This is a genomic window from Thalassospira sp. A3_1 (assembly GCF_017744215.1).
GTDB classification, from domain to species: domain Bacteria; phylum Pseudomonadota; class Alphaproteobacteria; order Rhodospirillales; family Thalassospiraceae; genus Thalassospira; species Thalassospira lucentensis_A.
This window is the reverse complement of record NZ_JAGHQQ010000001.1, coordinates 444969-470494: the sequence shown is the minus strand read 5'-3', so window position 1 is coordinate 470494 and position 25526 is coordinate 444969. Positions and strand designations below refer to the sequence as shown.

The following is a 25526-nucleotide window of genomic DNA, read 5'->3' as shown; positions in this document are numbered from 1 at the left end:
CGGGGGCGAGGTCAAACTGATCCGGTCTCGCGCCCTATCCCAGTTTGCGGGCCGCAGCTATCGCGCGGCGGATTTTGGCCAACCGGCGCGATGCCCGTTTAAGATCAAGTGTTGATCCTGTCAGTTTTGTCATTGGTAGGCAGACCTCCTTTACGCTTCGGCGCGCTGGCCGGTACGTTTGCGCTGTGGCCCGAACAGGCAGGCGAGTAGCAGGATAATACCGGAAATCGTGGCGATCATGCCAGCCGCACTGACCGCATAGGGCGACCCGAACCAGCCGGGGCCATATCCGGCAAAGACATAACCCAGAATTGCCGAGATCACGGCAAATGCGACGCTCCAGCCGATCTGCCGGCCAAGCTGATTGGTCATCAGGCGGGCGGCGGCGGGCGGGCAGACAAACATCGCAATCACAATGATCGATCCGACCGCGTCAAAGGCCGCAACCGCGGCAATCGCCGTTACCACGACAAGTGCAAATCCAAGAACACGGGTGCGAATGCCGATCGCCTCGGCAAAGGCAGCATCAAAGGTCGATATTTTCAGTTCTTTCCAGAACAGCGTGATGAACAGCACGATCCCCACAAGAACGACCGCCAGACGTGGCAATTGCGGTGGCAGGGTCGCCAGTGCCACCGGGTCAAGCAACGATTGCCAGCCCTCGGCATCAAACCAGATCAGGCTTTCAAGATTCCCCAAAAGCGCGTGCTGCACATCGATATGCACCGAACTGGTGTCTGTCATTTCCAGAAACAGGACACCAGCGGCAAACAGGGTGGTGAAAACCAGCCCCATGGCCGCGCCCGGTTCAACCCGGCCCAGCCGTTTGACGATTTCAATCAGGATGACGGCAACGATTGCCGCACAACCGGCCCCGATCATCATCGGGACCGCCGTAATGGTGCCGGTGACCAGAAAGGCCGCAACAATCCCGGGCAAAACCACGTGACTGATCGCATCCCCGATCAGGGCCTGACGACGCAGCAACAGGAAGTTGCCGGGCAGTGCGCAGGCAACCGCGCCCAGAATACCGATCACAATCGGCGTCAGGCTAAGCTGCACGAATTCAGCACCTAGGGCGGTAATCAGATTGTCGATCATGCGGGGGCTCCAGTCTGTTCGGAAATCACACGGTCGATTTCATCGATCTGATCCTGTGTCATCATGTCTTCAATCGGGGTCAGTCCATCATAACGTTCGATGGCGGAATCATCGGGCAGGATGCGCCGCGCCATCGCCCAGCGCGCTTCGTCCCGGGCGGCTTTTTGCGATGCGGTTTTACCGCGCAATGTCGCCACACCGTCACGCCGGATCATGCCGGAATGACGAAGGATGCGAAGGGTAAATCCGTCATAGATCGGTTCGCGCCGTGCCAGTGCCAGAAGCCCCTGCCGACGGTGCACGCGTCGCTGGAACCGCCAGTGACGCAGCGCCGACGCCAGACCGCCACGAAGTGGTGAAAACAGGGCAGAGATGACAAAGAACCCGAAAGCCACCAGAACAATGATCGGGCCGGTCGGAAGGGATGTTACAGCCGCCGACAGCACCGCACCGACATAACCTGCAAGCCCGCCAATGGCGGCTGCGATGCCGATCATCGGTCCGACCTGATTGGTCCAGAACCGTGCCGTGACTGGCGGAATGATCAGCAGGGCAACAATCAGGATCAGCCCGACAATCTTGAGCCCGATCACGGTGACAATCAGCGCCAGCCCCATCATGGCCAGATCAATATGACGGACATTGATGCCGGTTGTTGCAGCATATTCCGGATCAAACGCCACCAGCGTCATCGGACGGCGCAGCATGAAAACAAAGGTGGTGGCAAGGGCTCCGGCGATGGCGATTGTGGTCGCCTCGCTGATCAGCATGCCGGCGGTCGAGCCCAGCAGGAAGTTTTCAAGCCCGGCCTGACGTCCCGACGACATGGTTTGAATAATCGTCAGAAGAACAATGCCAAGCCCGAAAAACACCGACAGAACCGCCCCGATTGCGGCATCCTCGGTCAGGCGGGTCTGACGCGTGATCCATTCGACCATCAAAAGACCGATGCCTGATGAAATTGCTGATCCGATGATCAGGCCGGGCAACCAGCGCCCATCTCCGCCAAAGGCCACCATCAACATGAAGGCAATGCCGACACCAGGCAGGGTGGCGTGACTGATCGCATCGGAAACAAGGGCGCGTTTGCGCAGGAAAATGAACGCACCGGCGCCACCCCCGGCAAGGCCAAGCAACCCGGCACCAATCGCGACAAGGGCACTGTTATATCCGGCCTGCAGGAACAGGGCGCTTATGAAGTAATCAAGAAAACTCATCTTAAGGGTTCCGATGGCTTTGCCGGGACGGGCGTGTGATCAGGCAAGACGCAATTCATCGATATGCGTGGTCGCCAGTCGCCCGCCATAGGTTTCCTGCAAATTGGCGGCGGTAAAGGTGGTGTCGACCGGGCCTTCGGCGATACGGCGCACATTGATCAGAAGCACGCGGTCAAAATACTCGGCAACGGTCGAAAGGTCATGATGCACGCAAACAACGGTTCGGCCTTCGGATTTCAGATCCTTCAGCACGGCGACAATGGCGCGTTCGGTTGCGGCATCGACCCCGGCAAATGGTTCGTCCAGCAGGTAAAATTCGGCATTCTGTGCCAGTGCGCGCGCAAGGAATACGCGTTGCTGCTGACCGCCGGAAAGCTGCCCGATCTGCCGGGTGGCGAAATCGGCCATGCCGACGCGATCAAGACATTCCATGGCCTGTTCGCGGTGGCGTGCGCGCCAGAACCGAAACAGCCCGACCGAGCCATAAAGCCCCATCAGGACAACATCGATGACGCGGGCGGGAAAGTCCCAGTCCACACTGGCGCGTTGGGGGACATAGGCCACCCGGTCCCGGGCCTCATGAAATGGTTTGCCGAAAATACGGATTTCGCCAGACAGTCGGGGGATAACGCCAAGCGTCCCTTTGAGAAAGGTCGATTTACCCGCCCCGTTCGGCCCGATAATCGCGGTCATGGAACCCGCCGGGATAGAGGCATCGACGGAAAAAACCGCCGGTTTGTTGCCATAGGATACCGTAAGGCCACGCACCGTCAGTGGTGCGTCCTTGGCTGCGACATCAACGATCTTTCCGGCTTCTGCAATCAGTTCTGCGTTGCTCATGACAGTTCCTTCGGAGCACGGCTCAGGAGCCGGCGGCCAGTTTGCCCTGCATCCCGGTGGCCGGGGCATCGCCGCCAAGCGCACGGGTAATCAGGGTCGCATTATGGTCGATCATGCCGATATAGGTGCCTTCATACGTCCCGGGCTCCCCCATGGCATCGGAAAATAGTGTGCCGCCGATTTCAACTTTCTGCCCGCGCGCGGCAGCACCCTCTATCAGGGCACGTACATTACGCTCCGGCACGGAACTTTCAACAAAGACCGCGGCGATGTTGCGATCAACTATGGTGTCGACCAGTTCCTCGACCCGGCGCAGACCGGCTTCGGACTCCGTTGAAATGCCCTGAATGCCCATAACCTCAAAATCATAACCGCGCCCGAAATAGTTGAACGCGTCATGCGCGGTCAAAAGCACACGGCTTTTCTCCGGCACGGTTTTTGTGACCGATTGCATGTAGGTAATCAGCTTTTCGATATCGGCAATATGCTTGTCGGCATTGGCGCGATAGGTGGCCTCGCCCTCGGGGTCGGTCTTGATCAGCGCATCACGCACCGCCAGAACCACGGTTTCCCACAATTTCGGATCCATCCAGACATGCGGGTCATAACGACCTTTATATTCGGCGTGACTCAGAAGTTTCGATTTATCAATCGCTTCACCGACGGCAACGACATTGCGGCGCTTTTCCAGATCAAGGAAGAATTCCTCAAGCTGCGCTTCAAGATAAAGGCCATGCCACAAAACCAGATCGGCGCGCGCCATGGCGGCGATGTCGCTGCGTGTCTGGCGATAGGAATGCGGGTCAACCCCGGGACCCATCAGGGCTGTGACCTTGGCGCGGTCGCCTGCAACCTGGCGGGCTGCATCCGCGATCATGGAAGTTGTGGCGACAACATCAATCGGCTTGGCCGACACATCTGTCACTGAGGCGGCAACAAAGCTACAGACGGCAGCAAGGGCAAAACCGAAATTCCGAACGATGCGGCGAAGCGACATGTGAGGGATCCTGTGATGCAAGTTAAAATCAGTCTGTTAATATCCCCTATTTATGTGCGGACTTTTAAAGTTAGTCAAGGCTAAATTGATTTTTGTGTGCTGTGTTGATATGAAGGCTTTGGGGATTTTAAAGGAGATATCGATGGGCGATACAGGCGCGCGTCATCCGCGACACAACAAGGCCGAAGTTTTCGCGCAACTGCGCGACGCCCATGCGCGCGAAGTAACCGAGGATTACGTCGAAATGATCGCCGATCTGATTGAAGAAGAAGGCGAAGCGCGATCCGTCGCCCTTGCTGAACGATTTGGCGTAACAGCGGCGACGGTCAACAATACGATCAAGCGCCTTGAGCGTGACGGCTTTGTCACATCACGCCCATACCGCTCGATTTTTCTGACTGATCGGGGTAAAGAGCTCGCTGAGAAATGCCGCAAACGCCACGAGATCGTCTATAATTTCCTGATCGCCCTAGGCGTCGATCCCGCCATCGCAGAATTCGATGCCGAGGGGATCGAGCATCATGTGAGTGAGGAGACGTTGAGGGTATTCTCTAATTTTAGTTGTCGATAATTTTCTGATATATGAATTGTAGGTTGAATTTATTTTCGTGATGATGTTTTTCTTTGCAAGTAGCTAATGATTTACTTTGTGATTTCGGTTTTGTGAGGATTTTATTTTCAGTACTGTATTTTAAATCTTTTTTTGATGCTAATTCTAGAATGATTGCGAGAGGGTACTTCTTATGGACGGTTTCTCAAGCGAAAGAGGTTGGAATATGAGGTTGTAAATGAGAAAGTTTATGGGCTGTAAGCAGAGCTTTGAGCTATTGATCGCGCTTCATTTGAAGAAAAGCCTCTTCAATTGGGTAACAGGTATTGTCCTGGCAGCTGTCTTGCGATATTCGGGTGTTGCTTGGTTGGAGTCTCGGTAGGAATTTTGTGTGGGTTACAGGTTTCAAGATAGTTTGATCTTTAATACTTAAGACGGTGTTCTGGCTCATTGATGACTAAGTATTTTGTGCAGCGTGCTTTCTTTACAGAAGCGATGGTGCGCTTTTGAGGTTACGGAAAGGGGGGGCTGTTGCTCGCGGAGAAAAAAAACTTTCATGCCCTCTGACAATCCACCAACTTATATCCGAATTGGGACAAAATTTCGTCTCAGGGCTCTGGCACGATTTTGTTGAAGTGATTGAAGTGCAATCTGGCCGTTAATCTTAGATAAGATGATGCTGAGTGTTCAAAACTGTTACGGTCACTCAAGGGTCATCACCATTAAAGAGAATTATGAATAGATGAAAAAAGCCCTAATTACTGGTGTTACTGGCCAAGACGGTGCCTATCTCGCTGAGTTTCTCCTTGAGAAGGGATATGAGGTCCATGGTATAAAACGTCGAACCTCTTTATTTAATACTGATCGGATCGATCATCTTTATCAGGATCCTCATGACGCTGATAGACGGTTCATCCTGCATCATGGGGATTTGACTGACTCCAGCTCGCTGATCCGCATCATTCAACAAGTTCAGCCGGACGAGATTTTCAATCTTGCCGCGCAGTCGCATGTCGCTGTGTCATTTGAAGAGCCAGAGTATACTGCAAACTCCGATGCGCTTGGAGCGCTCCGAATTCTTGAGGCAATCCGCATTCTGGGCTTCGAAACGAAAACCCGTTTCTATCAAGCTTCAACTTCTGAGCTTTTTGGCTTGGTGCAGGAAGTGCCGCAGAAAGAAACTACACCATTTTATCCGCGTAGCCCTTACGCTGTTGCAAAGCTTTACGCCTACTGGATCACTATCAACTACCGCGAAGCCTACGGCATCTATGCTTGTAATGGCATTCTCTTTAATCATGAATCGCCGATACGGGGGGAAACCTTTGTCACCCGTAAGATCACCAGAGCACTCGCACGAATTAAGCTTGGGCTTCAAGATTGTCTCTATCTCGGTAACTTAGATGCGAAGCGTGACTGGGGGCATGCCAAAGACTATATCGAAATGCAGTGGCTGATGTTGCAGCAGGAAAAACCCGAGGACTTTGTTATCGCCACCGGTCGGCAGTATTCGGTAAGGGATTTTGTTAACGCTGCAGCTAAAGAACTGGGTATGACTATTAGCTGGCGAGGCAACGGTGCGGATGAGATTGGAGTTTTGGGGGGCAAAGAGATTGTGAAAGTCGACCCTCGCTATTTCCGTCCAACAGAGGTAGAGACTTTGCTGGGAGATCCGTCCAAGGCTAAGGAAAAGCTCGGTTGGGCTCCGAAGATCACGTTCGACGAACTGGTCGCGGAGATGGTACGGGAAGATTTGAAATCTGCAGAACGTGACGAATTGATCAAGCGTCACGGCTATACTCCTATGAATCGTCACGAGTGAGTGCGGCCTTGAATAAACCAAAAATATACGTTGCCGGTCATCGGGGAATGGTTGGTTCGGCTATCGTGCGGGCATTGCAAGCACGAGATGGTGCACAAATCATCACCCGTACGCGCTCGGAACTGGACCTTACCGATCAGGAAAAGGTCCGTACGTTCTTTGAGCAAGAAGCGCCTGATGAGGTTTATATGGCTGCTGCGAAAGTTGGTGGTATTCATGCCAACAACACTTACCCGGCCGAATTTATATACGAAAACCTTATGATAGAGGCGAATGTCATCGACGCCGCTTTTCGTGGCGGGGTGAAAAAATTGCTGTTTCTTGGCTCAAGCTGCATCTATCCCAGACTTTCCAAACAACCTATGCGCGAAGATGACCTGTTGACCGGGCCTCTTGAGCCAACCAACGAACCTTACGCAATTGCCAAGATTGCAGGTATCAAGCTCTGCGAGAGTTACAATCGTCAATATGGTGATAGTCATGGGTTGGATTATCGCAGTGTAATGCCGACCAATCTCTATGGTCCAGGTGACAATTATCATCCGGAAAATAGCCATGTCATTCCAGCTTTGATCCGCCGCTTCCATGAAGCAAAGGTGAGTAACGCGCCCAGTGTCGTCATCTGGGGAAGCGGAACGCCAAAGCGGGAATTTTTATATGTTGATGATATGGCACGGGCGTGTGTTCATGTGATGAATCTCAGTAAAGCGATCTACAAGCGCCAAACAGAGCCCATGTGCAGTCACATTAATGTTGGTACTGGGGTCGATGTGACCATTAGAGAGCTAGCAGAGTCTATTAAAGAAGTGGTCGGTTACAACGGTCGTCTCGAATTCGACCTGACTAAACCTGATGGCACTCCCCGTAAATTAATGGATAGCCAGCGACTTGAAGACTTTGGCTGGAAGCCAGAGGTGGAATTCAAAGACGGGCTTGTTCGTGCATATCAGGAATTCAAGGAGAAAAGTCATTGAAAGCGGTAATTCTTGCTGGTGGCCTTGGGACTCGCCTTTCCGAAGAAACAGATATTAAACCGAAGCCGATGGTCGAAATCGGATATCGACCGATCCTTTGGCATATTATGAAAATGTATTCCGCACATGGCGTAAATGAATTCATTATTTGTTGTGGATACAAGGGCTATGTGATCAAGGAGTATTTCGCGAACTACTTCCTTCATATGTCGGACGTTACGTTCTCCATGAGGGACAATAGTATGCAGGTGCATCAAAACAACGCGGAACCTTGGACAGTCACTGTTGTGGATACCGGTGAAAATACTATGACTGGTGGTCGGCTCAAGCGGGTGGCGCCATATCTCAAAGATGAGAGTGAGTTTTGCCTTACATACGGAGACGGTGTGAGCGATGTGAATATCTCAAAACTTATTGAGTTCCATCGTGAACATGGACTGCAAGGCACCCTGACCGCAACATTTCCTCCTGGCCGTTTTGGAGCTCTGGATATTGAAGCGGATCAACGGATAAGCTCCTTTAAGGAAAAGCCGATGGGGGATGGGGGAATGATCAATGGCGGTTTCTTTGTGCTTTCTCCCAAGGTTATTGATTTGATTGAAGGTGACGAAACCACTTGGGAGCAGCGGCCTCTGGAGAGATTGGCGGCAGCGGGGGAATTAAAAGCATTCCAGCACAGTGGTTTTTGGCAGTGTATGGATACGTTGCGAGATAAAAACCACTTGGAAGAGCTTTGGTCCACTGGCAAAGCACCGTGGAAAGTGTGGTGAGATGAACGGGGATTTCTGGAACGGCAAAAAGGTTTTGTTGACCGGCCATACTGGCTTTAAGGGTGGATGGATGTCAGTGTGGTTGCATGCCATGGGGGCTCGTCTGTTCGGAGTTTCTATTGATCGGGTGTCAGATCCTGATTTTTTTATGGCCTGCGACGTTCAATCACTGTTCGAGCGGGAATGGCGCTCCGATATCCGTGACCTTCAGGAAATGCGTTCCATCATGACGGATGCGCAACCCGATATTCTGATCCATATGGCGGCACAACCGATAGTACTTTACGGACTGGTGAACCCTGCAGAAACGTTTGCTGTGAACGTTGTTGGTACCGCGAATGTGCTTCAGGCTGCCAAGGAAACGCCTTCGATTAGAGCCATCATAAATGTGACCACTGACAAGGTGTATCGCAATTTGGAGTGGATTTGGCCCTATCGCGAAGGAGATGTGCTTGGTGGCAAGGACCCTTACTCAAGCTCCAAATCTTGTGCTGACCTGTGCGCGCAGTCATTTTATCTTAGTTACTTCAAAGCTCAGGAAGTTGGCTTGGCTAGTGTCCGAGCAGGGAATGTGATTGGTGGGGGAGATTGGGCTGCTGATAGACTAGTACCAGATTTCTTCCGAGCACTGGACGCAGGACAAGCTCTTCGGATCCGCAACCCGTCGTCTATTCGTCCTTGGCAGCATGTGCTTGAACCGGTATCTGGTTATCTGAATCTGGCAGAGCAGTTGTATCAGGCACCTTCGAAATACTCCGGTGAATGGAATTTCGGCCCGCGTGACGAGGATTGCAGGCCTGTCGGCTCAATGATCGACTATTTGGCTGACCGCGCTCCTGTCGAAGTCGTGTATGAGACGGCTGCGAATGACAGAGAGGCTAAGCTGCTGAAACTTGACAGTTCCAAAGCAAAGGCAGAACTCGGTTGGTCTGGTCGTCTTTCCGTTGAACGGGCGCTGGATTTTTGCCTAGACTGGCATAATGGGTGGCATAATGGCCGGGCACTTGCGCTTACAAAGTCACAGATAGAGGCTTATAATGCAAAGTGCTGAGCGTTTCAGCTTCGAAGCACTGCACTTGGAGGGAACTTTCAGAATCACCCGCAAGAAATTGGGAGATGAAAGAGGTTTTCTCGAGCGCATGTTCTGTGGTCGAGAGTTGGCTGAACATGTTGGCTTTGGAGCAATCGCCCAAATCAATCGTACAATGACTCGTGCCGTTGGTGTTGTTCGAGGGATGCATTATCAGAATATCCCAAGTGTCGAGGCAAAAATTGTTACCTGCCTGCGTGGAGCGATTTTGGATGTAATTGTGGATATCCGAGAGGGATCTCCCACTTTTCTTCAACATGTCGCGGTTTCATTGTCATCAGATGACGACAGTGCTTTATATGTCCCGCATGGCTTTGCACATGGGTTCCAGACTTTGAAGCCAGATACGGAACTCCTGTACCTACACGACAATTATTACGATCCAGAGCACGAGCGCGGGCTTCAACCGCTTGATCCAGCTCTTGCAATAGCATGGCCACTGGAGATCAGCCAGATGTCAGAACGTGATCGGAATCATCCGGCAATAAAAAATGATTTTGAAGGAATAGTACCATGAAGTGCCGTCATTGTAACAGCGAAGTGACGCAACCCTTCTGCGATTTGGCCTGCTCTCCTCCCTCGAACGCTTACTTGAGCGATGAACAGCTTGATGCAGCGGAGATTTGGGCCCCGTTGCGGACCTATGTATGTGGCAAGTGCTTCTTGGTTCAGACACAGGATTTTCACGTGCCGGATGAGTTGTTTGTCACTGATTACGGCTATTTCAGTGCAACAAGTGCTTCTTGGCTGAAGCATTGTGAAGCATATGTGAATATGATATCCCAGCGGCTGGAGCTGGACGCCTCCTCTTTGGTGGTAGAGTTGGCCTCCAATGACGGTTATTTGCTGCAATATGTGAAAGAGCTAGGGATTCCTTGCTTGGGTGTCGAGCCGACCCAAAGCACAGCCGAAGCTGCGCGCGCCAAAGGGATCGAGGTCATTTCAGATTTCTTCGGAACAAAACTGGCAGGGCAGTTGGTCGAACAGGGACGTCAGGCGGACCTGATTATCGGCAATAATGTCTTGGCGCATGTTCCCGATATCAATGACTTCCTCAAAGGTGTGACGCAGTTGCTGGCAGAAGATGGCGTGGCTACTTTCGAATTTCCACATCTGCTGCAACTGATCAAGTTCAACCAGTTTGATACGATCTATCATGAGCATTACTCGTACCTCAGCCTGCTGGCCGTCGAGACGATCAGTCGTGCAGCCGGGCTGACGGTTTTCGATGTCGAAAAATTAACAACCCATGGTGGTAGTCTGCGCGTATATCTGCAGCGAAGCGACACGGGACAGCGGCCGCAAGGGCCTAATGTGCCCGTATTGCAAAAGGAAGAACTTGATGCCGGCCTCGCTGATGTTGCCTCTTACGGCAAGTTCCAGTCAGTCACCAGCGATATCAAATTCGATCTGCTGGAATTTCTGCTGGAACAACGGCAAGCAGGTAAGAAGGTTGCAGCCTATGGTGCGGCAGCCAAGGGAAATACGCTACTGAACTTCTCCGGGGTGCGTAGCGATATGATCCCCTATGTAGTTGATCGCAGTCCAGGCAAGCTTGGGCGGAATATGCCAGGTTCCCGCATCCCGATTGTAGCAGAGGAACGCATTCGCGAAGACAAGCCGGACTACATTATCATTCTGCCTTGGAATATCGCGGACGAGATCGAGACCCAGCTTGCTTATGTTCGGGAATGGGGGGCGAAGTTTGTCCGAGCCATTCCCGAGTTACGTGTGTGGTAAGATGGCTCGATCGATTATTGTCACGGGTGGATCAGGGTTCATTGGCAGTAAAGTCTGTGTCAAGTTGGCGTCAGAAGGCTGGCTGGTTCATGCATGGATGCGTGGTAAGACACGTATGGATACGCTAGACGTTTCCGGTCATGTTGAACGTCGCCAGATTGACATTTATGATGAAGCCAAAGTCCGAGAGGCACTTCGGGAAACCGGGGCGAAAGACATGATCCACCTCGCTTGGGGAGGTTTGCCAAACTATCTGTCTTGCCATCACATCGATACGGAACTCGTCCAACAGATCCGGTTTGTCCGGAATGCGGTCGAAAATGGTATTGAACGCCTGACGCAGACGGGGACCTGCTTCGAATATGGTGCGCGGGATGGTGAATTGCATGAAGACATGGACTGTCATCCAACCAACCCTTACGGCTATGCCAAGCTTGCACTGCAGCGTTACCTTACGTTTCTAAGTCAGGAAATCCCTTTTTCTCATCGTTGGCTCCGACTGTTTTACATGTATGGTGAGGGACAGGGAGAAAAATCGCTTTATACATTGTTGCGGGCAGCATACGAACGCGGAGATACCAGTTTTGACATGTCCGCGGGACATCAGATCCGGGACTTTTTGCCAATTGATGAGGTCGTTGATCGGATTGCTGCGTTGCACGCTGCGGACGTTGCGGATGGCATCTATAATGTATGCTCAGGTCAGCCTGTTTCGGTGCGCCAACTGGTTGAGCACTGGATTGCCGACTGGAACTACGACGTTCATTTGAATCTTGCCAAATTTCCAATACCCAGCTACGAGCCACTTGCATTCTGGGGAAGTGGCTTAAAAGCAGCGACTGCGCTTAAAGGTAGCAAACGTGCCTAGTTCAAGAAAATTAAATATGCCTAATTTTAAGTTGGTTGCTCAAATGGCGAAGAACGATCTGAGAGCCCGCTATCGGGGGTCGATGATCGGAAGGCTGTGGTTGGTTGTAACGCCGCTGGCGATGTTGCTGCTCTATTCTTTGGTCTTCTCTACTATTTTCAAGGCCAGATGGGAATCTTTGGGGGCTGAGGTATATGGAAGCTATGCAATTGTGCTATTCCCCGGACTGATGATGTATCAGTTGATGATGGATGTGCTGCAGAAGGGGGGATCGGCCTACGATTCTTATTCTCCGATTACGACCAAACTTAATATTTCTGTCCTTGATCTGATTCTTGGGGCCGTGTTGGCTAGCCTGATTCCCTTCTGGATAACCATTGGAATCTGGTATCTGGTTATTTGCGTGATGGTCGGTGTCAGTGTGCAAGGGGTTGCTCTGGTCTTGCTTGCGACCATAGCCTTCAGTATTTTCTGTTTGGGGTTGGCTTTGCTGTCGACAGTTCTTGGTGCACTGGTAAAGGATTGGGTGCAGGTGTTGTCGATGTTTGGCATGGGAATACTGTTTATTTCTCCTGTTCTTTATCCAATCGACCACCTGCCATCTACTTTCCAGCAAATTATCTATTTGAACCCGCTTTCGCATTTTGTTGATGTTATCCGCGAAGGAGCGTTTCAACCGGAACAGGCGTTTTCGTCAAATTCGCTGCTGCCAGTTCTCTTGATGACGGTGGTTTCGTTAGCGCTGGGAATTTGGTTTGAGCGCGTGCTTATGAGGTTTATGCATGAATAGATTTACCGTTTCCCCAGAGATTTAAAAATCTCCGAGACCTCTCACCGCTGCCCGCCACTTTTTGTGAAATTGATTACGCTGCTGATGTCTTTATCGCGATCTCTTGATAAGATATCGCTTCGATCCTAGAGGTTCTAACCTTTTGGTGCATTGTTTGGAGTGAATATGAAACTGTCTTGGCTGAAACGAAAGTTGTGTTCAAACGTCCAAGAAGACAACTCTGAGGGGCGACCGCTGATGTCGAGACCAATTCCACGGTCTTCGGCCATGGAATTGCAGTACACTCAAACAACACCTGTATTGAAGTATGATCCGGAACTGATGGATCGTTTGTTAGCGGCTTACCGCTGCGCACAGGAACATGCCAAAAATGCAGATATCCCTGTTGCCCAGTCTGATTTGTGGGACTTGATTGTTGATCAGGAAATGCAGCCTCTCAAGACGGCAATTGAGGCTGGTGATACGCGGGGAATGTTCGATTATCTGAGTCGAATTGGTAAAGACTATGCCTGGTTCGGTGGGTTGACTTTGGGTATCGACGGTTACACTCCTCAACACTGGACTACAGGACAAGTGGCTGAACTTTATTGGGAAAAGCTGGTCTTGCTAGGGGAAGCATGTGGTGCCTTATGCATAGAAAATCCAGAGTCCGGCCCATACGAGAGTAATATTAGGCTTAGCCCTGAAATCGTTCTTGCCAAAATCGAAGCACAAATAGGTGTTTCGTTGAGCCCACCAGACAATATTTTGACAACCTTTGGAATTAAGGTCGGCTCTGGTGTTTATCACTATCGCCATATCAATGCTATTTATGCAGCGCAAATGATGGCCAATCTGCTCCCAGATGCAGGGAGAGTAGTGGAAGTCGGCGGGGGGCTAGGTTTGCTTGCGCTTTATGCTCAGCGTATGAAGACTTTGGACTACAGCATTTACGATTTACCAATTTCCGGCATGATTTCCGGGTTCTTCTTGCTGAATACACTGGGTGCTGATCAAGTGTGTTTGTTTGGCGAGGATAGGCAAAAGGCTGCCGTTCATATCAAGCCATTCTGGACATTGGCCGATATTTCGACCAACAGCGTGGATCTGGTTGTCAATCAGGATGGTCTGAATGAAATCGACTTGGTGACGGTTGAGTTTTTGATCCAACATATGGAACGGGTCACCAAATCTCGTTTCCTAAGTCTGAACCTTGAAACTTTAGGGGAAGATCGACGGGTAGCTGCGTATGTTCGCCAATTTACGGATATGAAGCGACTATGGCGCTCGAAAACTTGGGTGCGAGAAGGCTATGTCGATGAACTGTATGAATGTTGAAAGTGAAATCAGCATGAACGAAATCGAGACTGCCAAGCGGCCCATCGTTATTCAGGCGCAAGGTTTGTGCAAATCATATCGCAAGCATAACAGTACTGCGTCCCGGTTGGTCGATTTCGTTAACTATTTTCTGCGTAGGCGTCGATCTCCACGATTCTTTAAGACCAGTCATGTCTTGAGCAATGTCGATCTAACCGTGCGCAAAGGCTATTCACTGGGGATCATCGGTCAAAATGGCGGTGGAAAATCCACTCTACTGAAGATGGTGGCTTCGATCATTAGTCCGACTGGTGGAGAGCTGCAGGTAAACGGGCGTGTTGCATCAATTATCGAGTTGGGGGCAGGCTTCAACCCTGAAGATACAGGGCTGCAGAACATCAAAAGCTATTTGACGATGTATGATATCCCTTATTCTGCTTTTGCAGAAAAAATCGATAAAATCGTCGAGTTTTCTGGATTAGGTGACAAGGTATCGGCACCTGTCAAAACTTATTCGAGTGGTATGACTGTGCGCTTGGCATTTGCCATTATTGCGCATTTGGATGCCGATATCCTGCTGGTAGATGAAGCGCTGGCAGTGGGAGACGCAGTTTTCTCGCAAAAATGTATGCGCTACATTAAGGCATTTAAGGAACATGGTACAATTTTGTTTGTAAGTCATGACCTAAATGCATTGCAGAATCTATGTGACGAAGTGATTTGGTTACACGATGGTGTTGTCCGTCAGCGAGGGCTCGCGCGTCCCGTATGCGAGGCCTATCTGGAATTTACACTCTCAAAAGATTATCCGGAATTTGCGGGTCGACAAGAAACAACGCCCTCATCGGAGCGAAGCAAGATGAAGGAACTTTCTCTTGATGTGCCTGGCTCGACGATAAAAATCGGATCAGAACAGCAACTTGATCGCGGGTTCGGAGGTGAAGAAGTTGAAATACTTGATGTAAGTTTTCGCTCAACCTCTGGCGAGTCCTGTCGTGTCATCGCCGGTGGCGAGGCGGTGGAGTTGGCTATTAGTGTGCGTGCCAAAGCCAAAGTGATGTCACCGGTTTTAGGGTTTTTAGTCAAAAACAATCGCGGCGTTGAAATTTTTGGTGAGAATACACTACACGACTTAAAGACAGAGCCGTTACATTTTGAGCCCTTCGGGCAGTATGAAGCTGTATTCCGTTTCGTCTTTCCAATTCTTCCTAGTGGAGATTATACCGTTTCGGTTGCCGTCGCCGATGGGGACTTTTTCCAGCATCAACAATTGGTTTGGCGCCACGATGTGTTGGTTCTGCGGGTAGCTTCGGAGCGGTTCCGTTATGGGTTGATTGGTTTAAGCGGCACAAACGTATCTGTATATCAAGATAAAATAACATCAACAAAGAGAAAGCTGGCTTAAATTCATGCGTGGTTACGATAAATGGGGATCGTATCTGCCTTTCTACAGGCAGATCATGAAAGATGTCCGTCCCGGATCAATCTATCTGGAAATTGGCGTTCAGAACATGGGCTGGCCTGCGGCTCTGGATCCAAGTGGTTTGTTTACCCGGTGTGTTGCGTGCGACATCAACCCCGCCATTGCAGAAAACGTAGAAGGCACTCGATTTACTGATATCATTGTAGGCGACGCTACCTCACAAGAGGCATTCGAGAAGATCCGAGACTTAAATTTGCAGTTTGACTTAATCGTCGATGACGCTTCGCACACACAGCACGATATTTTGGCAACTTTCATGAAGTATTGGCCGCTATTACGTGACGGTGGAGATTTTGTAATCGAAGATACGCATGCAGATTTTAGTGGAGTCTTCGCGGGAGGGAATTATTTTGGTGTTTCAGTGTACAATTTCTTTGGAGCACTAGCAGCGCAACCAACGCTGAATTGTTTTGACCCTATTGTGCGGCGGAAGAATCTAGCCTATCGAACCATGCGTCGTTTCTATTCAACTGCATACTGTGATTCGATCATTGAAAGCATAAAGTCTCTAAGCTTTGTCAACTCATGTATCTTGATTAAGAAGGGTAGCCCTTCTCTTGGAGAACGCACTCTTACGGACGGTGATTGGCCGATTAAGCCAGAGGACAATGGCGACCCTAACATATTAAATGTTTTGGGTAGCTTAATGGACAAGTCTGCACCTGAGCTTGCTGTTGTCTATCTGAACCGTGCCAAGACAAAAGAAGAGAGAGATAGTTGTGAACGCTTTATAAAGGCTTATCAGCGCTTTTACCCTTCTGTTCCGCACGAATTTTACGTTGTAAACAAAGGGTTCTCGGTAAATGAATTATCCGAACAATATATGCTGTTCAAAGATTTATTGCCGCGCTTCATTAATGTCAATGATGAGGGGCTTGATCTGGAAGCTTACCGCAAAGCTGCGATCCAGATTGAGGAACAGACTGTTTTCTTTATGAATACGCATTCCGAGCCGCTTCAGCATGGTTGGCTCGATAAACTTTATTCTGCATTTACTTCTGGAAATGATGTCGGGCTTGTTGGATGTTCCGGCAATATGGAAACCCGCTATCCCTTTACTGAAGGGTTTCCTGATTTCCCGAACTTCCACGTTCGCAGTAACGGATTTATGATTTCCAGGCAAGATTATTTGGATTTACTGGCTGAGCGACCGCTCGAAAATAAAATGAAGGCCTATCAGTTCGAGTCCGGATATCAGTCAATGACCTCCGTGATTGAGGCATCTGGACGGCAAGCACTCGTAGTTGGTAGAAAGGGCCCCGTACGGCCGGGCGCGTTGTGGAGAGCGGGCATCTTTCGGTCTGGAAAACAACAAAACCTTTTGCTGGCTGATAACCGGACGCGAGCCTACCAGAGTGCGTCTGTCTTCAGGAAACTGGTATTCTGGGCTTCAAGCTATTCTTATTTGGGCTTTATCTACCCATTGCCGAGGCTTCTAGCACGGTTGAAGCACCGGCCGATCCGGCGATTTTTTCGAGACCAGTTAAAGAGGGTAAGCTTTTCCAAGAGCCCGATGCTAAAGGAATTTTCGATTGACCGTGAAGTCTCTCACAGCCGCTTGGTCGTCGTCGTTCCTACCCATTTGGAGGAATTGAATGACGATTTGGCAGTCGTCCTGCTCCATAATGCCACTAAGCTGAAAGCCTATCCGCTGGAAGTTGTCCTGCCGGAAACATGCAGCCCTTCATGGTACGAGGAGTTCTTTGCTAAACATGGTATCAATGGGAAGGTTCGACTGGTAGAGGCTGGCTATTTTGGTAGTCCGGAGGCGGTCAACAAGATGGGTACAGATCCGAATTTTTACCGGATGTATCGGGAATTTGAGTACTTATTGATTTGCCATCTAGATGCTTGGATATTTCAAAACCGGCTTGATGAATGGATGGCCGAAGGATACGACTTTGTTGGGGCCCCGTTGTTCCTGCCCGAAAAGGGTAAGGAGCATTTTGTGAAGCGCATGGCACCCTTCGGGTTCAATGGAGGATTAAGCCTGAGGCGCGTTGATACCTGTATCCATATTCTCGAAAATTTCCAGGCTGGGCGCAGTTTTGAACATATTACTCGCGCGGTATGGTTTTTTGTGCGCAACGGAAGGTGGAAATTCGTCAAAATTTTGTACAGCCTTCTGCGTGAGCTATCTCAGGATTGGCGGGGTACTTGCGAAAAATACAATATCTATGAAGATATATTTTTCACCGTCATTGCTCCTCTTTGTGGGAATAGAATTCATCTACCAGAACGTCATGTGGCGATGAAGTTTTGTGGCGAAGTGAACTATCCCCTGCTTCAGAAGGAATTTCTGCTTCTGAACCCTCCCGTGGGAATACATGGCTATGACAAATACATAGATTCCGCCTACCTGTCGCATGTGCAACGCTTTTTTGAGCGCAAGAAAATATATTACGATGTCAAGGTGCTTCCGGCATCTCCACTTGTTTCTGTGGTTATGATCGTCAAGGATCTCATAAAATGCGGACGGATAGAAACGTTTGACCAAGCCCTTAAGTCGGTCATTGGACAATCATACGAGCATGTGGAAATCGTACTTCTTGATGGTGCATCAACCGATGGAACATTCCAAGAGCTGCAAGAGCGTTACGCGCATTTGACGCAAATTGCTTTCCATTGCAAGGCAGATAGCGATGTATGGGAAGGAATGGCCAACGGGGTTGATCTGGCGAACGGCGATCTGATCGCGTTCATGAACTCCGATGACTATTTCTGCAATCCCAAAGCGCTGGAATTGATGGTTTCTCGAATAGCAGAGACCGATGCTGACATGGCATTCGGTGGAGCCGAACTACTTACCGAAAAAGGGATGATGCATTTCCCCACACATCTGCCATCGGTACTCAATTGTTTCGGGATTGTTCATCAGGCTACATTGATCAGAAAAAGTGTGATCGAGACAATTGATCCATTCCGGTCTGGCCATGTAACAGCAGAAAACTACCTTTTTGTCGCAATTCTTATGACAGGTTTCAAGGTGGTCGAAGTGCCCGAAATTTTGGTAAGTTATCGTCTCGGGGGGGTAAGCTCCGAGCTTTATGGTGGGGTGAACTTCGAACGAACAATTGCCGATTTTACTGTTTATATGAAGAAGGTAACGACAATCGGACATTACCTTCGTGACGATGAAATTAGGCTGCTACATGGGTTCATCGGCGTTTCAGAGGAAGGTGTGATCCCATTTGTTCGCATCATCTTGAAGATTCGCGATAAGCGACTGCGCCGACTATTTCTTTCAGCCGCATGGCATTTTATATATCGGAAAGCAACCCTTGCTGAGATGGTCAGGTTCCGTGCCGCTTGGAGTCTCCTAAAGCGGGAAACTAGCCCGGCCACAATCAAATTCCGCGTCGCCCGATTTCTTAGTAAGTTTAAGCTGGGTAGGTTGATGTTGAAAGGTGCCAAGAAATTTTGCTCTCCCGCCCAAAAGTAAGTGTCTGCATACCGGTTTACAATGGCGCGGCGTATGTCAAGGGCGCAGTGGCTTCGGTTCTTCAGCAGAACTATGAAGACTTTGAAATCGTCGTCGTGGACAATTGTTCCTCTGACCAAACTGCGGCCATTGTAACCGAGCTCTCGGAACAATTTGGAATGATTCGTTTTTTTAAGAACCCGAGAAATCTAGGTTTAGCAGGAAATCTCAACAAATGCCTTGATTGTGCTCGCGGCGAATACATCAAATATTTGTGTGTCGATGATTTGCTTTTACCTGATTGCTTATCAAAGATGGTTACGGGGTTGGAGACGAATCCCGAGGTATCCTTGGTCTGTGGCGGACGGCTCAGTCTTAACGAAGCAGGGCAGGCTTTCGGAACTCGGCATTATTCGAGTAGTAGGGCAGTTATTTCCGGACGAAAAGCAATTAGTCGATGTCTCTTTGGAGGTAATTTTATCGGAGAACCTACTGCCGTCATGTTTAGGAAGGCGGATGCGCATGTTCGGTTCCGCGATGATTTGCCCCAACTGATGGATATGGAAATGTGGTTTAGGTTGCTGGAAAAAGGTGACCTGCTGAATATCGAAACGTCTGTGTGCGGAATCCGTTTCCATGAGGCACAGATGACCCAGGAAAACATCAAGTTGGGGCATCTGATTGGAGACAATGTTCGTATTCTCAGCGAGTTTTTGAAAAAGCCGTATCTGGAAGTTACTAAATGGTCGATGATTCGACTTAAATTGTTGATGACTTATCGTGTATGGGTATCCAGAAAATATATTTCCGGAAAGAAAAGGTCAAATGTTCTCAGAGAATATGGAATAAGAGCGTTATATCCATTCGCACCAATGGCCTACTATGGTGTTTTCCTAAAAAGGAAGTTGATGAAAAGAAATGGTTGAATGTTCGATGCATTCTTATTCTTTGCGATTAATGCGAAACTCTTGATATGATAATCACTATTATCACTGTATGTTTCAACAGCTCCAAAACCATTATCAGGACATTGGACTCAGTCGCTTCACAGTCGTGCTCGGACATTGAGCATATAGTGATTGACGGCGCGTCTACTGACGGAACTCTGGACCTCATTAAAAATCATGGACAGCATGTAATTCGATGGGTATCTGAGCCTGATCAGGGTATTTATGACGCAATGAACAAGGGCCTCAAGCTTGCTTCTGGTGATATCATAGGCTTTCTTAATGCAGATGATATTTATAAGGATTCAAGCGTTTTAGCACGCGTGTTATCGATTATGGATTCTGAGAACCTTGATGTGTTGTTCGGCGATGCAGAATTCATCAATCCAGAGCAGCCCGATCAACCTCTTCGTCGTTATAGCTCCAAACGGTTTTCCGCTGATCGAATCGCATGGGGGTGGATGCCAGCACATCCGACCCTGTTTATGCGGCGTGCGATATACGAGAATTTTGGTCTTTTCAAAACGGATTACCATATTGCTGGTGATTTTGAGCTGGTTGCACGCGTTTTCTACGGAAATGCCCTTATGAGATATCGACATATTTCCGAAGTTCTGGTGCAGATGAATATGGGTGGTATTAGTACTAGTGGATGGAGGAGTACAGTTCTTCTAAATAAAGAAGTCTTGCGGGCATGCAGGGAGAATAATATTTCCACCAACATGTTTAAAATTTTTTCAAAGTATCCGGCAAAGTTTTTGGAGTTTATTAATAAATGAAATTTTCAGTTTAATGTACGTTGCGATAATATTGGTGGAATTCGCTTATTTTAAGCGGCAAGTTAAGAATTTCCATGTTGATGTTTCGAGTCTTGGAGACCGGACATGATAAAGCTTTTAACTGGCAGTATTCCATGTTTCAGTATTCCGGAATTGTCGAGACTGCACTTATTTTTTACACTGATTACATGGAAAATTGTCACCAGTTTGCACCTCAGATGATGAATGCTGGGGCCGTTGTATACTGAAGGTGTAAAAAAGATATGTAGGACAAGATCTCTTAGAGTGGCGGAGAGGGTGGGATTCGAACCCACGGTACTATTGCTAGTACAACGGTTTTCGAGACCGCCCCGTTCGACCACTCCGGCACCTCTCCGCATGTGTGGTCTGGCGTTCGAGGCGCTGTTTAACGATCCTTAAGCCAGAATGCAAGAGGGAAAACGTATTTTCCCCGAACTCTTTTGCCGGTTGGGCCGGGCCGGGTTGGGAAACAAACCTCTGCCATGCGTCCCTGCCATGGCCAAAGCCCGGAAACGGTGCGCTTTGCGGTTGACTCTGGCGGGCGAAAAAGGTATTTCACCCGTCTCTCGCAGCGGTTCGGTTTCAGTTAGCAGCGACACCGAAGCGCGCGTGTGCGTTTCCAGAATGATTTTTCAGGAACTATATCGATGTATGCAATCATCAAAACTGGCGGCAAACAGTATAAAGTTGCTGCCAACGACGTTATCAAAGTCGAAAAGATCGCTGCCCAGGCCGGTGACACCGTGAAACTTGAAGAAGTTCTCATGGTTGCTGGCGACGGTGCGCCGAAGGTTGGTGCTCCGTTGGTCAAAGGGGCTTTTGTGAATGCAGAAGTTCTCGAACAGACCAAGGGCGACAAGGTGATCGTTTTCAAGAAAAAGCGCCGGCACAACTACCGTCGCAAAAATGGTCATCGCCAGAACCTGACTGTTCTGCGCATCACGGACATCACGGCCTGATCGGCCGGGATGCAGTTTTAGGAGAGTTTCATGGCTCATAAGAAAGCTGGTGGTAGCTCCCGTAACGGTCGCGACTCCGAAGGTCGGCGCCTCGGCGTCAAGAAATTCGGCGGCCAGACGGTTGTTGCAGGTAACATTCTCGTTCGTCAGCGTGGCACCAAGTTCCATGCTGGCGACAATGTTGGCCTGGCCAAAGACCACACCCTGTTTGCGACGGCTGGCGGCAACGTCCAGTTCAAGTCGGGCTTCAAGGGTCGTACCTATGTATGTGTCGTTCCGGCCGAGGCGTAAGCCTCCCGTCGGCTGCGCTCATCCGTAGCAAAGATTTCGAGGGAGGAATGAGCAATCATTCCTCCCTTGTTTTATGTGTTATATGAAAATTTCCCGTGCCGTCGATGCGAGGCGATCTGTTTCGAAATCGCGATCCGGCCGGGCGGAATGATTGACGGGCATCGCCCAAAGGACCGGTTATGAAGTTTCTCGACGAGGCAAAAATCCACGTACGCAGTGGCCGCGGCGGTGCCGGTGCGGTCAGCTTCCGGCGCGAAAAATTCATCGAATATGGCGGGCCTGATGGCGGCGATGGCGGGCGCGGCGGTGACGTGATTGTCGAGGCGGTTGAAAACCTCAACACCCTGATCGATTTCCGTTATCAGCAGCATTTCAAGGCCGAAATCGGCATGCACGGCATGGGGCGCAACCGCACCGGCCGTTCGGGCAACTCGATCACGATCAAGGTCCCGGTCGGAACCCAGATCCTTGAAGAAGACCGCGAAACCCTGATTGTCGATATGCTTGAGCCGGGTCAGACCTTTGTGCTGTGCCGGGGCGGCGATGGCGGCCGGGGCAACACCCATTTCAAATCCTCCACCAACCAGGCCCCGCGCCGTGCCGAAGAAGGCTGGCCGAACGAGGAAATGTCGGTCTGGCTGCGTCTGAAGCTGATTGCCGATGCCGGTCTGGTCGGTCTGCCCAATGCGGGCAAATCCACCTTCCTTGCCGCGTCATCCAGCGCGAGTCCGAAAATCGCCGATTATCCCTTCACCACCCTGCATCCGCAGTTGGGCGTGGTTGAAATCGATGATCATGAATTCGTTCTGGCCGATATTCCGGGCCTGATCGAAGGCGCATCCGAGGGCAAGGGCATCGGGACCAGGTTCCTGGGCCATATCGAACGCTGCGAAGTTCTGCTGCATCTGATCGATTGCGCGGACGAGGACCCGGTCGCGACCTATCGCACTGTTCGCGAAGAACTTGAAAGCTATGCCGACGTCCTCATAGACAAGCCCGAAATCGTCGCCCTTTCCAAGGCCGATCAGCTTCTGCCGGAAATGGTCGAGGAACAGCGTGAAATCCTTGAAAAAGGGATCGGCAAGAAAGTCTTTATCGTGTCTGGCGCCACCCAGCAGGGGGTCAAGGAAGTTCATCGCGAACTGCGCCGCCACATTGTCGAAGAGCGCGAGCACCGTGCGATGGAGGGCCGCGAAGATGAGGGCTTCCAACCGTGAGCCTTGCGGACGCAAAACGCCTGATCATCAAGGTCGGTTCTGCCCTTCTGGTCGATGAAAATACCGGCAAGCTTCGCCGTGCCTGGCTCGAGGCACTTGCCGATGACGTCGCACTTCTGCGCGAACGCGGGGTCGAGGTCATCGTGGTTTCAAGTGGCGCGATCGCCATGGGGCGGCGTTTGCTGGGGCTTGATCACCGCACCATCAGCCTTGCTGATAAACAGGCCGCAGCGGCCACCGGCCAGATCAGCCTGTCGCAGGTCTGGCAGGAAGCATTGGGTCGCAACGGCCTGATCATGGCGCAGGTTCTGGTGACGCTTGAGGATATGGAAAGCCGTCGCCGTTACCTGAATGCGCGCGGGACGTTAAATGCCCTGTTGGCACGCGGGGCTGTGCCGCTGATCAATGAAAACGATACGGTTGCCACCGAAGAAATCCGCTTTGGCGATAATGATCGCCTTGGTGCCAAGGTTGCCCACATGATTTCGGCCGATACGCTGGTATTGCTGTCCGATATCGATGGGCTGTATACCGCCGATCCGCGCAAGAACCCGGATGCGACCCTGATCCCGACGGTGCGTGAACTGACACCCGAAATCATGGACATGGCCGGTGCTGCGCCGACGATGTATAGCTCCGGCGGTATGGTGACCAAATTGCAGGCCGCCGAAATCGCGATGAAGGCCGGTTGCCGCATGATGATCGCGCGCGGCACCATCTATCATCCGCTAAAGGCGCAGCTCGAAGGCGGGCTCCATACCCTGTTTTTGCCAAGTGAAAGCCCGCTTGCGGCACGTCGCCACTGGATCGCAACGTCACTTTCGGCACGCGGGGCCATCATTGTTGATGGCGGTGCGGCAAAGGCATTGCGGGCAGGCAAAAACCTGCTGGCGGCGGGGATTGCCGGTGTTGATGGCAGCTTCAAGCATGGGGATGCGGTGCGCATTCTTGATGCCGAGGGCAATGAAATCGCGCGTGGCATCACGTCCTATTCGGCCGAGGAAACCCGGTTGATCAAGGGGCATTCCTCGCAGGAAATCGAAACCGCCTTGGGATATAGCCGTGGCAACGCGGTTATTCATTCCGACGATCTTGTGATCGCCGATCAATAGAGTTCGGTTACAGGATTTGCGACAAAGGGGTAGCCATCGGCTGCCCCTATTTTGCATCCGGATGATAGAAGGACTGCATCCGGACGTTTTCCGGGGCGAGAGTGCCGTTTCCGGCAATTACCTGACCGGTCTGAAGGATAATCCCGCTTCCCAGTCCAACCCCCTTTAAAACCGCACCACGTTCATCGGCAATCGGGTGGCGAAATGATCCGCCTGCACCAAGCTGCACATCGCGGACAATAATATTGCCAAGAATCTGGCTGCCATCACCCAGAACGGATAAGCCTGAAATCTGGATTGATCCGCGATAACGGCCGTCTGATCCGATAGTGATCGCCGCACCGGGCTGGTTTGTGGCAACATGAACGCAACCTTCGCCAAACAGATTGTCATTGCCGATCGTGATCGGCCCTGTCTGGGCATCAATCATCGTGTTGGCGTAAAACGTATTTCGGCTGCCAATCTCAAGGATCGCCGGGGAGGTGGCATCAAGCCGGACGGCAGGATGGAAAATATTGTCGCGCCCGATATCGGCATGGATGCTGATCAGGGTTGAAAACGGATCAAGGATGACATTCCCGGTCTTTGTCAGCGCCATAAGGGCTGATATCGACAGATAGCCAAGTTTGCTGCGTTGCTCGTCGATCAGATCGATCAGGCCGGATTGCGTGATATCGCCTGTCATGCGGTTTGCCCCTGTCTTGGTCTTGCCGTGACGCTATCACAAAAAAAGGCTGCCATGGAAGGCAGCCTGATTTTTGCAGCAATGCTGAAGATCGCAGTGATCAGGCTTAGGCAGCCTGATCGGCCAGTGCGCGTGCCATCTGGCTCAGCGCTTCCTGGTGTTTTTCGTGCTTGATGCTCGCAAAGTTGCGCGCCAGTTCAAGGCACATGCGCTGACGCGCATTAAGTTCGGTTTCCTGGTTGCCGTCGAGACCTTCGTAGAAGTAGCTGACAGGAACGCCCAGGACCTGGGAGATTTCGTAAAGACGACCGGCAGAAATGCGGTTGATGCCGCGCTCGTATTTATGAGCCTGCTGGTAGGTAACACCGATCAGATCGGCCATCTGCTGCTGGGACAGACCCAGCATGATGCGACGTTCGCGAATACGCTGACCGACATAACGGTCCGTATCTGTTGCGCGATTAGCGCGTTTCGGTTCTTCGTTTGATACAATCTCAGTCATTGCATATTTTTCCGTTATCAACCGCCAGTTATTTATTCCCACTCGGGACGCTGT

Annotated in this window: 24 protein-coding genes and 1 tRNA gene; 18 read left to right on the top strand and 7 right to left on the bottom strand. The window is 50.7% G+C overall.

Features of this window, described 5'->3' with window-relative positions:
• Positions 1-150 precede the first annotated feature (150 nt).
• From J7395_RS02155 to J7395_RS02140, 4 genes are read right to left on the bottom strand one after another with little or no spacing between them, the layout of a single operon-like run.
• A complete protein-coding gene (locus J7395_RS02155) occupies positions 151-1101 on the bottom strand; it encodes a metal ABC transporter permease (RefSeq protein WP_209220394.1) in 951 nt (316 codons plus the stop codon).
• The gene (locus tag J7395_RS02150; RefSeq protein ID WP_209220393.1) at positions 1098-2318 is read right to left on the bottom strand and encodes a metal ABC transporter permease; all 1221 of its coding nucleotides are present in this window, start codon (positions 2316-2318) and stop codon (positions 1098-1100) included. Before J7395_RS02150 ends, J7395_RS02155 begins: the two co-directional genes overlap by 4 nt.
• 39 nt (positions 2319-2357) lie before the next feature.
• On the bottom strand, positions 2358-3158 hold the full coding sequence (locus J7395_RS02145; protein WP_062961090.1) for a metal ABC transporter ATP-binding protein: 801 nt from the start codon (positions 3156-3158) through the stop codon (positions 2358-2360).
• Between the two features lie 22 nt (positions 3159-3180).
• On the bottom strand, positions 3181-4155 hold the full coding sequence (locus tag J7395_RS02140) for a zinc ABC transporter substrate-binding protein (RefSeq protein ID WP_209220392.1): 975 nt from the start codon (positions 4153-4155) through the stop codon (positions 3181-3183).
• A gap of 142 nt (positions 4156-4297) precedes the next feature.
• Between J7395_RS02140 and mntR the strand changes: the two genes are divergently transcribed.
• From mntR to J7395_RS02070, 14 genes are all read left to right on the top strand, one after another.
• A complete protein-coding gene (mntR, locus tag J7395_RS02135; RefSeq protein ID WP_209220391.1) occupies positions 4298-4726 on the top strand; it encodes a manganese-binding transcriptional regulator MntR in 429 nt (142 codons plus the stop codon).
• A 721-nt stretch (positions 4727-5447) separates the two neighbouring features.
• Entirely contained in the window at positions 5448-6527 is a 1080-nt protein-coding gene (gene gmd, locus J7395_RS02130) for a GDP-mannose 4,6-dehydratase (protein ID WP_209220390.1), read from the top strand.
• An 8-nt stretch (positions 6528-6535) separates the two neighbouring features.
• A complete protein-coding gene (locus J7395_RS02125) occupies positions 6536-7501 on the top strand; it encodes a GDP-L-fucose synthase (protein WP_209220389.1) in 966 nt (321 codons plus the stop codon).
• Positions 7498-8271, top strand: coding sequence for a glucose-1-phosphate cytidylyltransferase (gene rfbF, locus J7395_RS02120; protein ID WP_209220388.1), 774 nt, complete (start codon positions 7498-7500; stop codon positions 8269-8271). The genes J7395_RS02125 and rfbF overlap by 4 nt, the downstream gene beginning before the upstream one ends.
• A gap of 1 nt (position 8272) precedes the next feature.
• Positions 8273-9322 (top strand): CDP-glucose 4,6-dehydratase, encoded by a 1050-nt coding sequence (gene rfbG, locus J7395_RS02115; protein ID WP_209220387.1) that lies wholly within the window; start codon positions 8273-8275, stop codon positions 9320-9322.
• Positions 9309-9878 (top strand): dTDP-4-dehydrorhamnose 3,5-epimerase family protein, encoded by a 570-nt coding sequence (locus tag J7395_RS02110; protein ID WP_209220386.1) that lies wholly within the window; start codon positions 9309-9311, stop codon positions 9876-9878. Before rfbG ends, J7395_RS02110 begins: the two co-directional genes overlap by 14 nt.
• Positions 9875-11101, top strand: coding sequence for a class I SAM-dependent methyltransferase (locus J7395_RS02105; RefSeq protein ID WP_209220385.1), 1227 nt, complete (start codon positions 9875-9877; stop codon positions 11099-11101). The genes J7395_RS02110 and J7395_RS02105 overlap by 4 nt, the downstream gene beginning before the upstream one ends.
• Positions 11043-11969, top strand: coding sequence for an NAD-dependent epimerase/dehydratase family protein (locus tag J7395_RS02100; protein ID WP_348541212.1), 927 nt, complete (start codon positions 11043-11045; stop codon positions 11967-11969). Before J7395_RS02105 ends, J7395_RS02100 begins: the two co-directional genes overlap by 59 nt.
• A 43-nt stretch (positions 11970-12012) precedes the next feature.
• Entirely contained in the window at positions 12013-12759 is a 747-nt protein-coding gene (locus J7395_RS02095) for an ABC transporter permease (RefSeq protein ID WP_209220383.1), read from the top strand.
• A gap of 267 nt (positions 12760-13026) precedes the next feature.
• The gene (locus J7395_RS02090; RefSeq protein ID WP_209220382.1) at positions 13027-14076 is read left to right on the top strand and encodes a hypothetical protein; all 1050 of its coding nucleotides are present in this window, start codon (positions 13027-13029) and stop codon (positions 14074-14076) included.
• Positions 14051-15460: an ABC transporter ATP-binding protein gene (locus J7395_RS02085; RefSeq protein ID WP_209220381.1), complete on the top strand. Its 1410-nt coding sequence runs from the start codon at positions 14051-14053 to the stop codon at positions 15458-15460. Before J7395_RS02090 ends, J7395_RS02085 begins: the two co-directional genes overlap by 26 nt.
• Before the next feature lie 4 nt (positions 15461-15464).
• Positions 15465-18980: a DUF5672 family protein gene (locus J7395_RS02080; protein WP_209220380.1), complete on the top strand. Its 3516-nt coding sequence runs from the start codon at positions 15465-15467 to the stop codon at positions 18978-18980.
• Entirely contained in the window at positions 18959-19885 is a 927-nt protein-coding gene (locus J7395_RS02075; protein ID WP_209220379.1) for a glycosyltransferase family 2 protein, read from the top strand. The genes J7395_RS02080 and J7395_RS02075 overlap by 22 nt, the downstream gene beginning before the upstream one ends.
• A 47-nt stretch (positions 19886-19932) precedes the next feature.
• A complete protein-coding gene (locus J7395_RS02070; RefSeq protein ID WP_209220378.1) occupies positions 19933-20685 on the top strand; it encodes a glycosyltransferase family 2 protein in 753 nt (250 codons plus the stop codon).
• Positions 20686-20971: 286 nt separating this feature from the next.
• On the opposite strand, the gene J7395_RS02065 is transcribed toward J7395_RS02070, so the two are convergent.
• A tRNA-Ser gene (locus tag J7395_RS02065) sits at positions 20972-21061 on the bottom strand.
• Positions 21062-21353: 292 nt separating this feature from the next.
• On the opposite strand from J7395_RS02065, the gene rplU reads away from it, so the two are divergent.
• The 4 genes from rplU to proB all read left to right on the top strand — a co-directional run bounded on the left by rplU (position 21354) and on the right by proB (position 24285).
• A complete protein-coding gene (rplU, locus tag J7395_RS02060) occupies positions 21354-21665 on the top strand; it encodes a 50S ribosomal protein L21 (protein ID WP_007090142.1) in 312 nt (103 codons plus the stop codon).
• Between the two features lie 30 nt (positions 21666-21695).
• Complete coding sequence (rpmA, locus tag J7395_RS02055; RefSeq protein ID WP_007090141.1) at positions 21696-21956, top strand: 50S ribosomal protein L27; 261 nt, start codon at positions 21696-21698, stop codon at positions 21954-21956.
• A gap of 179 nt (positions 21957-22135) precedes the next feature.
• On the top strand, positions 22136-23173 hold the full coding sequence (obgE, locus tag J7395_RS02050) for a GTPase ObgE (RefSeq protein WP_209220377.1): 1038 nt from the start codon (positions 22136-22138) through the stop codon (positions 23171-23173).
• Positions 23170-24285: a glutamate 5-kinase gene (gene proB, locus J7395_RS02045; protein WP_209220376.1), complete on the top strand. Its 1116-nt coding sequence runs from the start codon at positions 23170-23172 to the stop codon at positions 24283-24285. The genes obgE and proB overlap by 4 nt, the downstream gene beginning before the upstream one ends.
• Positions 24286-24331: 46 nt before the next feature.
• Here the strand turns inward: proB and J7395_RS02040 are convergent, their stop codons facing one another.
• Together J7395_RS02040 and J7395_RS02035 are read right to left on the bottom strand one after the other, a co-directional pair.
• The gene (locus tag J7395_RS02040) at positions 24332-24970 is read right to left on the bottom strand and encodes a hypothetical protein (RefSeq protein WP_209220375.1); all 639 of its coding nucleotides are present in this window, start codon (positions 24968-24970) and stop codon (positions 24332-24334) included.
• Positions 24971-25076: 106 nt separating this feature from the next.
• Positions 25077-25472: a helix-turn-helix transcriptional regulator gene (locus tag J7395_RS02035; protein ID WP_007090137.1), complete on the bottom strand. Its 396-nt coding sequence runs from the start codon at positions 25470-25472 to the stop codon at positions 25077-25079.
• Positions 25473-25526: the final 54 nt, after the last annotated feature.

Excerpts from the sequence above, each read along its gene's own strand:
- J7395_RS02155 (WP_209220394.1), bottom strand. The coding sequence starts at position 1,101 with ATGATCGACAATCTGATTACCGCCCTAGGTGCTGAATTCGTGCAGCTT.
- J7395_RS02150 (WP_209220393.1), bottom strand. The coding sequence starts at position 2,318 with ATGAGTTTTCTTGATTACTTCATAAGCGCCCTGTTCCTGCAGGCCGGA.
- J7395_RS02145 (WP_062961090.1), bottom strand. The coding sequence starts at position 3,158 with ATGAGCAACGCAGAACTGATTGCAGAAGCCGGAAAGATCGTTGATGTC.
- J7395_RS02140 (WP_209220392.1), bottom strand. The coding sequence starts at position 4,155 with ATGTCGCTTCGCCGCATCGTTCGGAATTTCGGTTTTGCCCTTGCTGCC.
- mntR (WP_209220391.1), top strand. The coding sequence starts at position 4,298 with ATGGGCGATACAGGCGCGCGTCATCCGCGACACAACAAGGCCGAAGTT.
- gmd (WP_209220390.1), top strand. The coding sequence starts at position 5,448 with ATGAAAAAAGCCCTAATTACTGGTGTTACTGGCCAAGACGGTGCCTAT.
- rfbG (WP_209220387.1), top strand. The coding sequence starts at position 8,273 with ATGAACGGGGATTTCTGGAACGGCAAAAAGGTTTTGTTGACCGGCCAT.
- J7395_RS02110 (WP_209220386.1), top strand. The coding sequence starts at position 9,309 with ATGCAAAGTGCTGAGCGTTTCAGCTTCGAAGCACTGCACTTGGAGGGA.
- J7395_RS02105 (WP_209220385.1), top strand. The coding sequence starts at position 9,875 with ATGAAGTGCCGTCATTGTAACAGCGAAGTGACGCAACCCTTCTGCGAT.
- J7395_RS02100 (WP_348541212.1), top strand. The coding sequence starts at position 11,043 with ATGTTCGGGAATGGGGGGCGAAGTTTGTCCGAGCCATTCCCGAGTTAC.
- J7395_RS02095 (WP_209220383.1), top strand. The coding sequence starts at position 12,013 with ATGGCGAAGAACGATCTGAGAGCCCGCTATCGGGGGTCGATGATCGGA.
- J7395_RS02090 (WP_209220382.1), top strand. The coding sequence starts at position 13,027 with ATGGAATTGCAGTACACTCAAACAACACCTGTATTGAAGTATGATCCG.
- J7395_RS02085 (WP_209220381.1), top strand. The coding sequence starts at position 14,051 with ATGTCGATGAACTGTATGAATGTTGAAAGTGAAATCAGCATGAACGAA.
- J7395_RS02080 (WP_209220380.1), top strand. The coding sequence starts at position 15,465 with ATGCGTGGTTACGATAAATGGGGATCGTATCTGCCTTTCTACAGGCAG.
- J7395_RS02070 (WP_209220378.1), top strand. The coding sequence starts at position 19,933 with ATGATAATCACTATTATCACTGTATGTTTCAACAGCTCCAAAACCATT.
- rplU (WP_007090142.1), top strand. The coding sequence starts at position 21,354 with ATGTATGCAATCATCAAAACTGGCGGCAAACAGTATAAAGTTGCTGCC.
- rpmA (WP_007090141.1), top strand. The coding sequence starts at position 21,696 with ATGGCTCATAAGAAAGCTGGTGGTAGCTCCCGTAACGGTCGCGACTCC.
- obgE (WP_209220377.1), top strand. The coding sequence starts at position 22,136 with ATGAAGTTTCTCGACGAGGCAAAAATCCACGTACGCAGTGGCCGCGGC.
- J7395_RS02040 (WP_209220375.1), bottom strand. The coding sequence starts at position 24,970 with ATGACAGGCGATATCACGCAATCCGGCCTGATCGATCTGATCGACGAG.
- J7395_RS02035 (WP_007090137.1), bottom strand. The coding sequence starts at position 25,472 with ATGACTGAGATTGTATCAAACGAAGAACCGAAACGCGCTAATCGCGCA.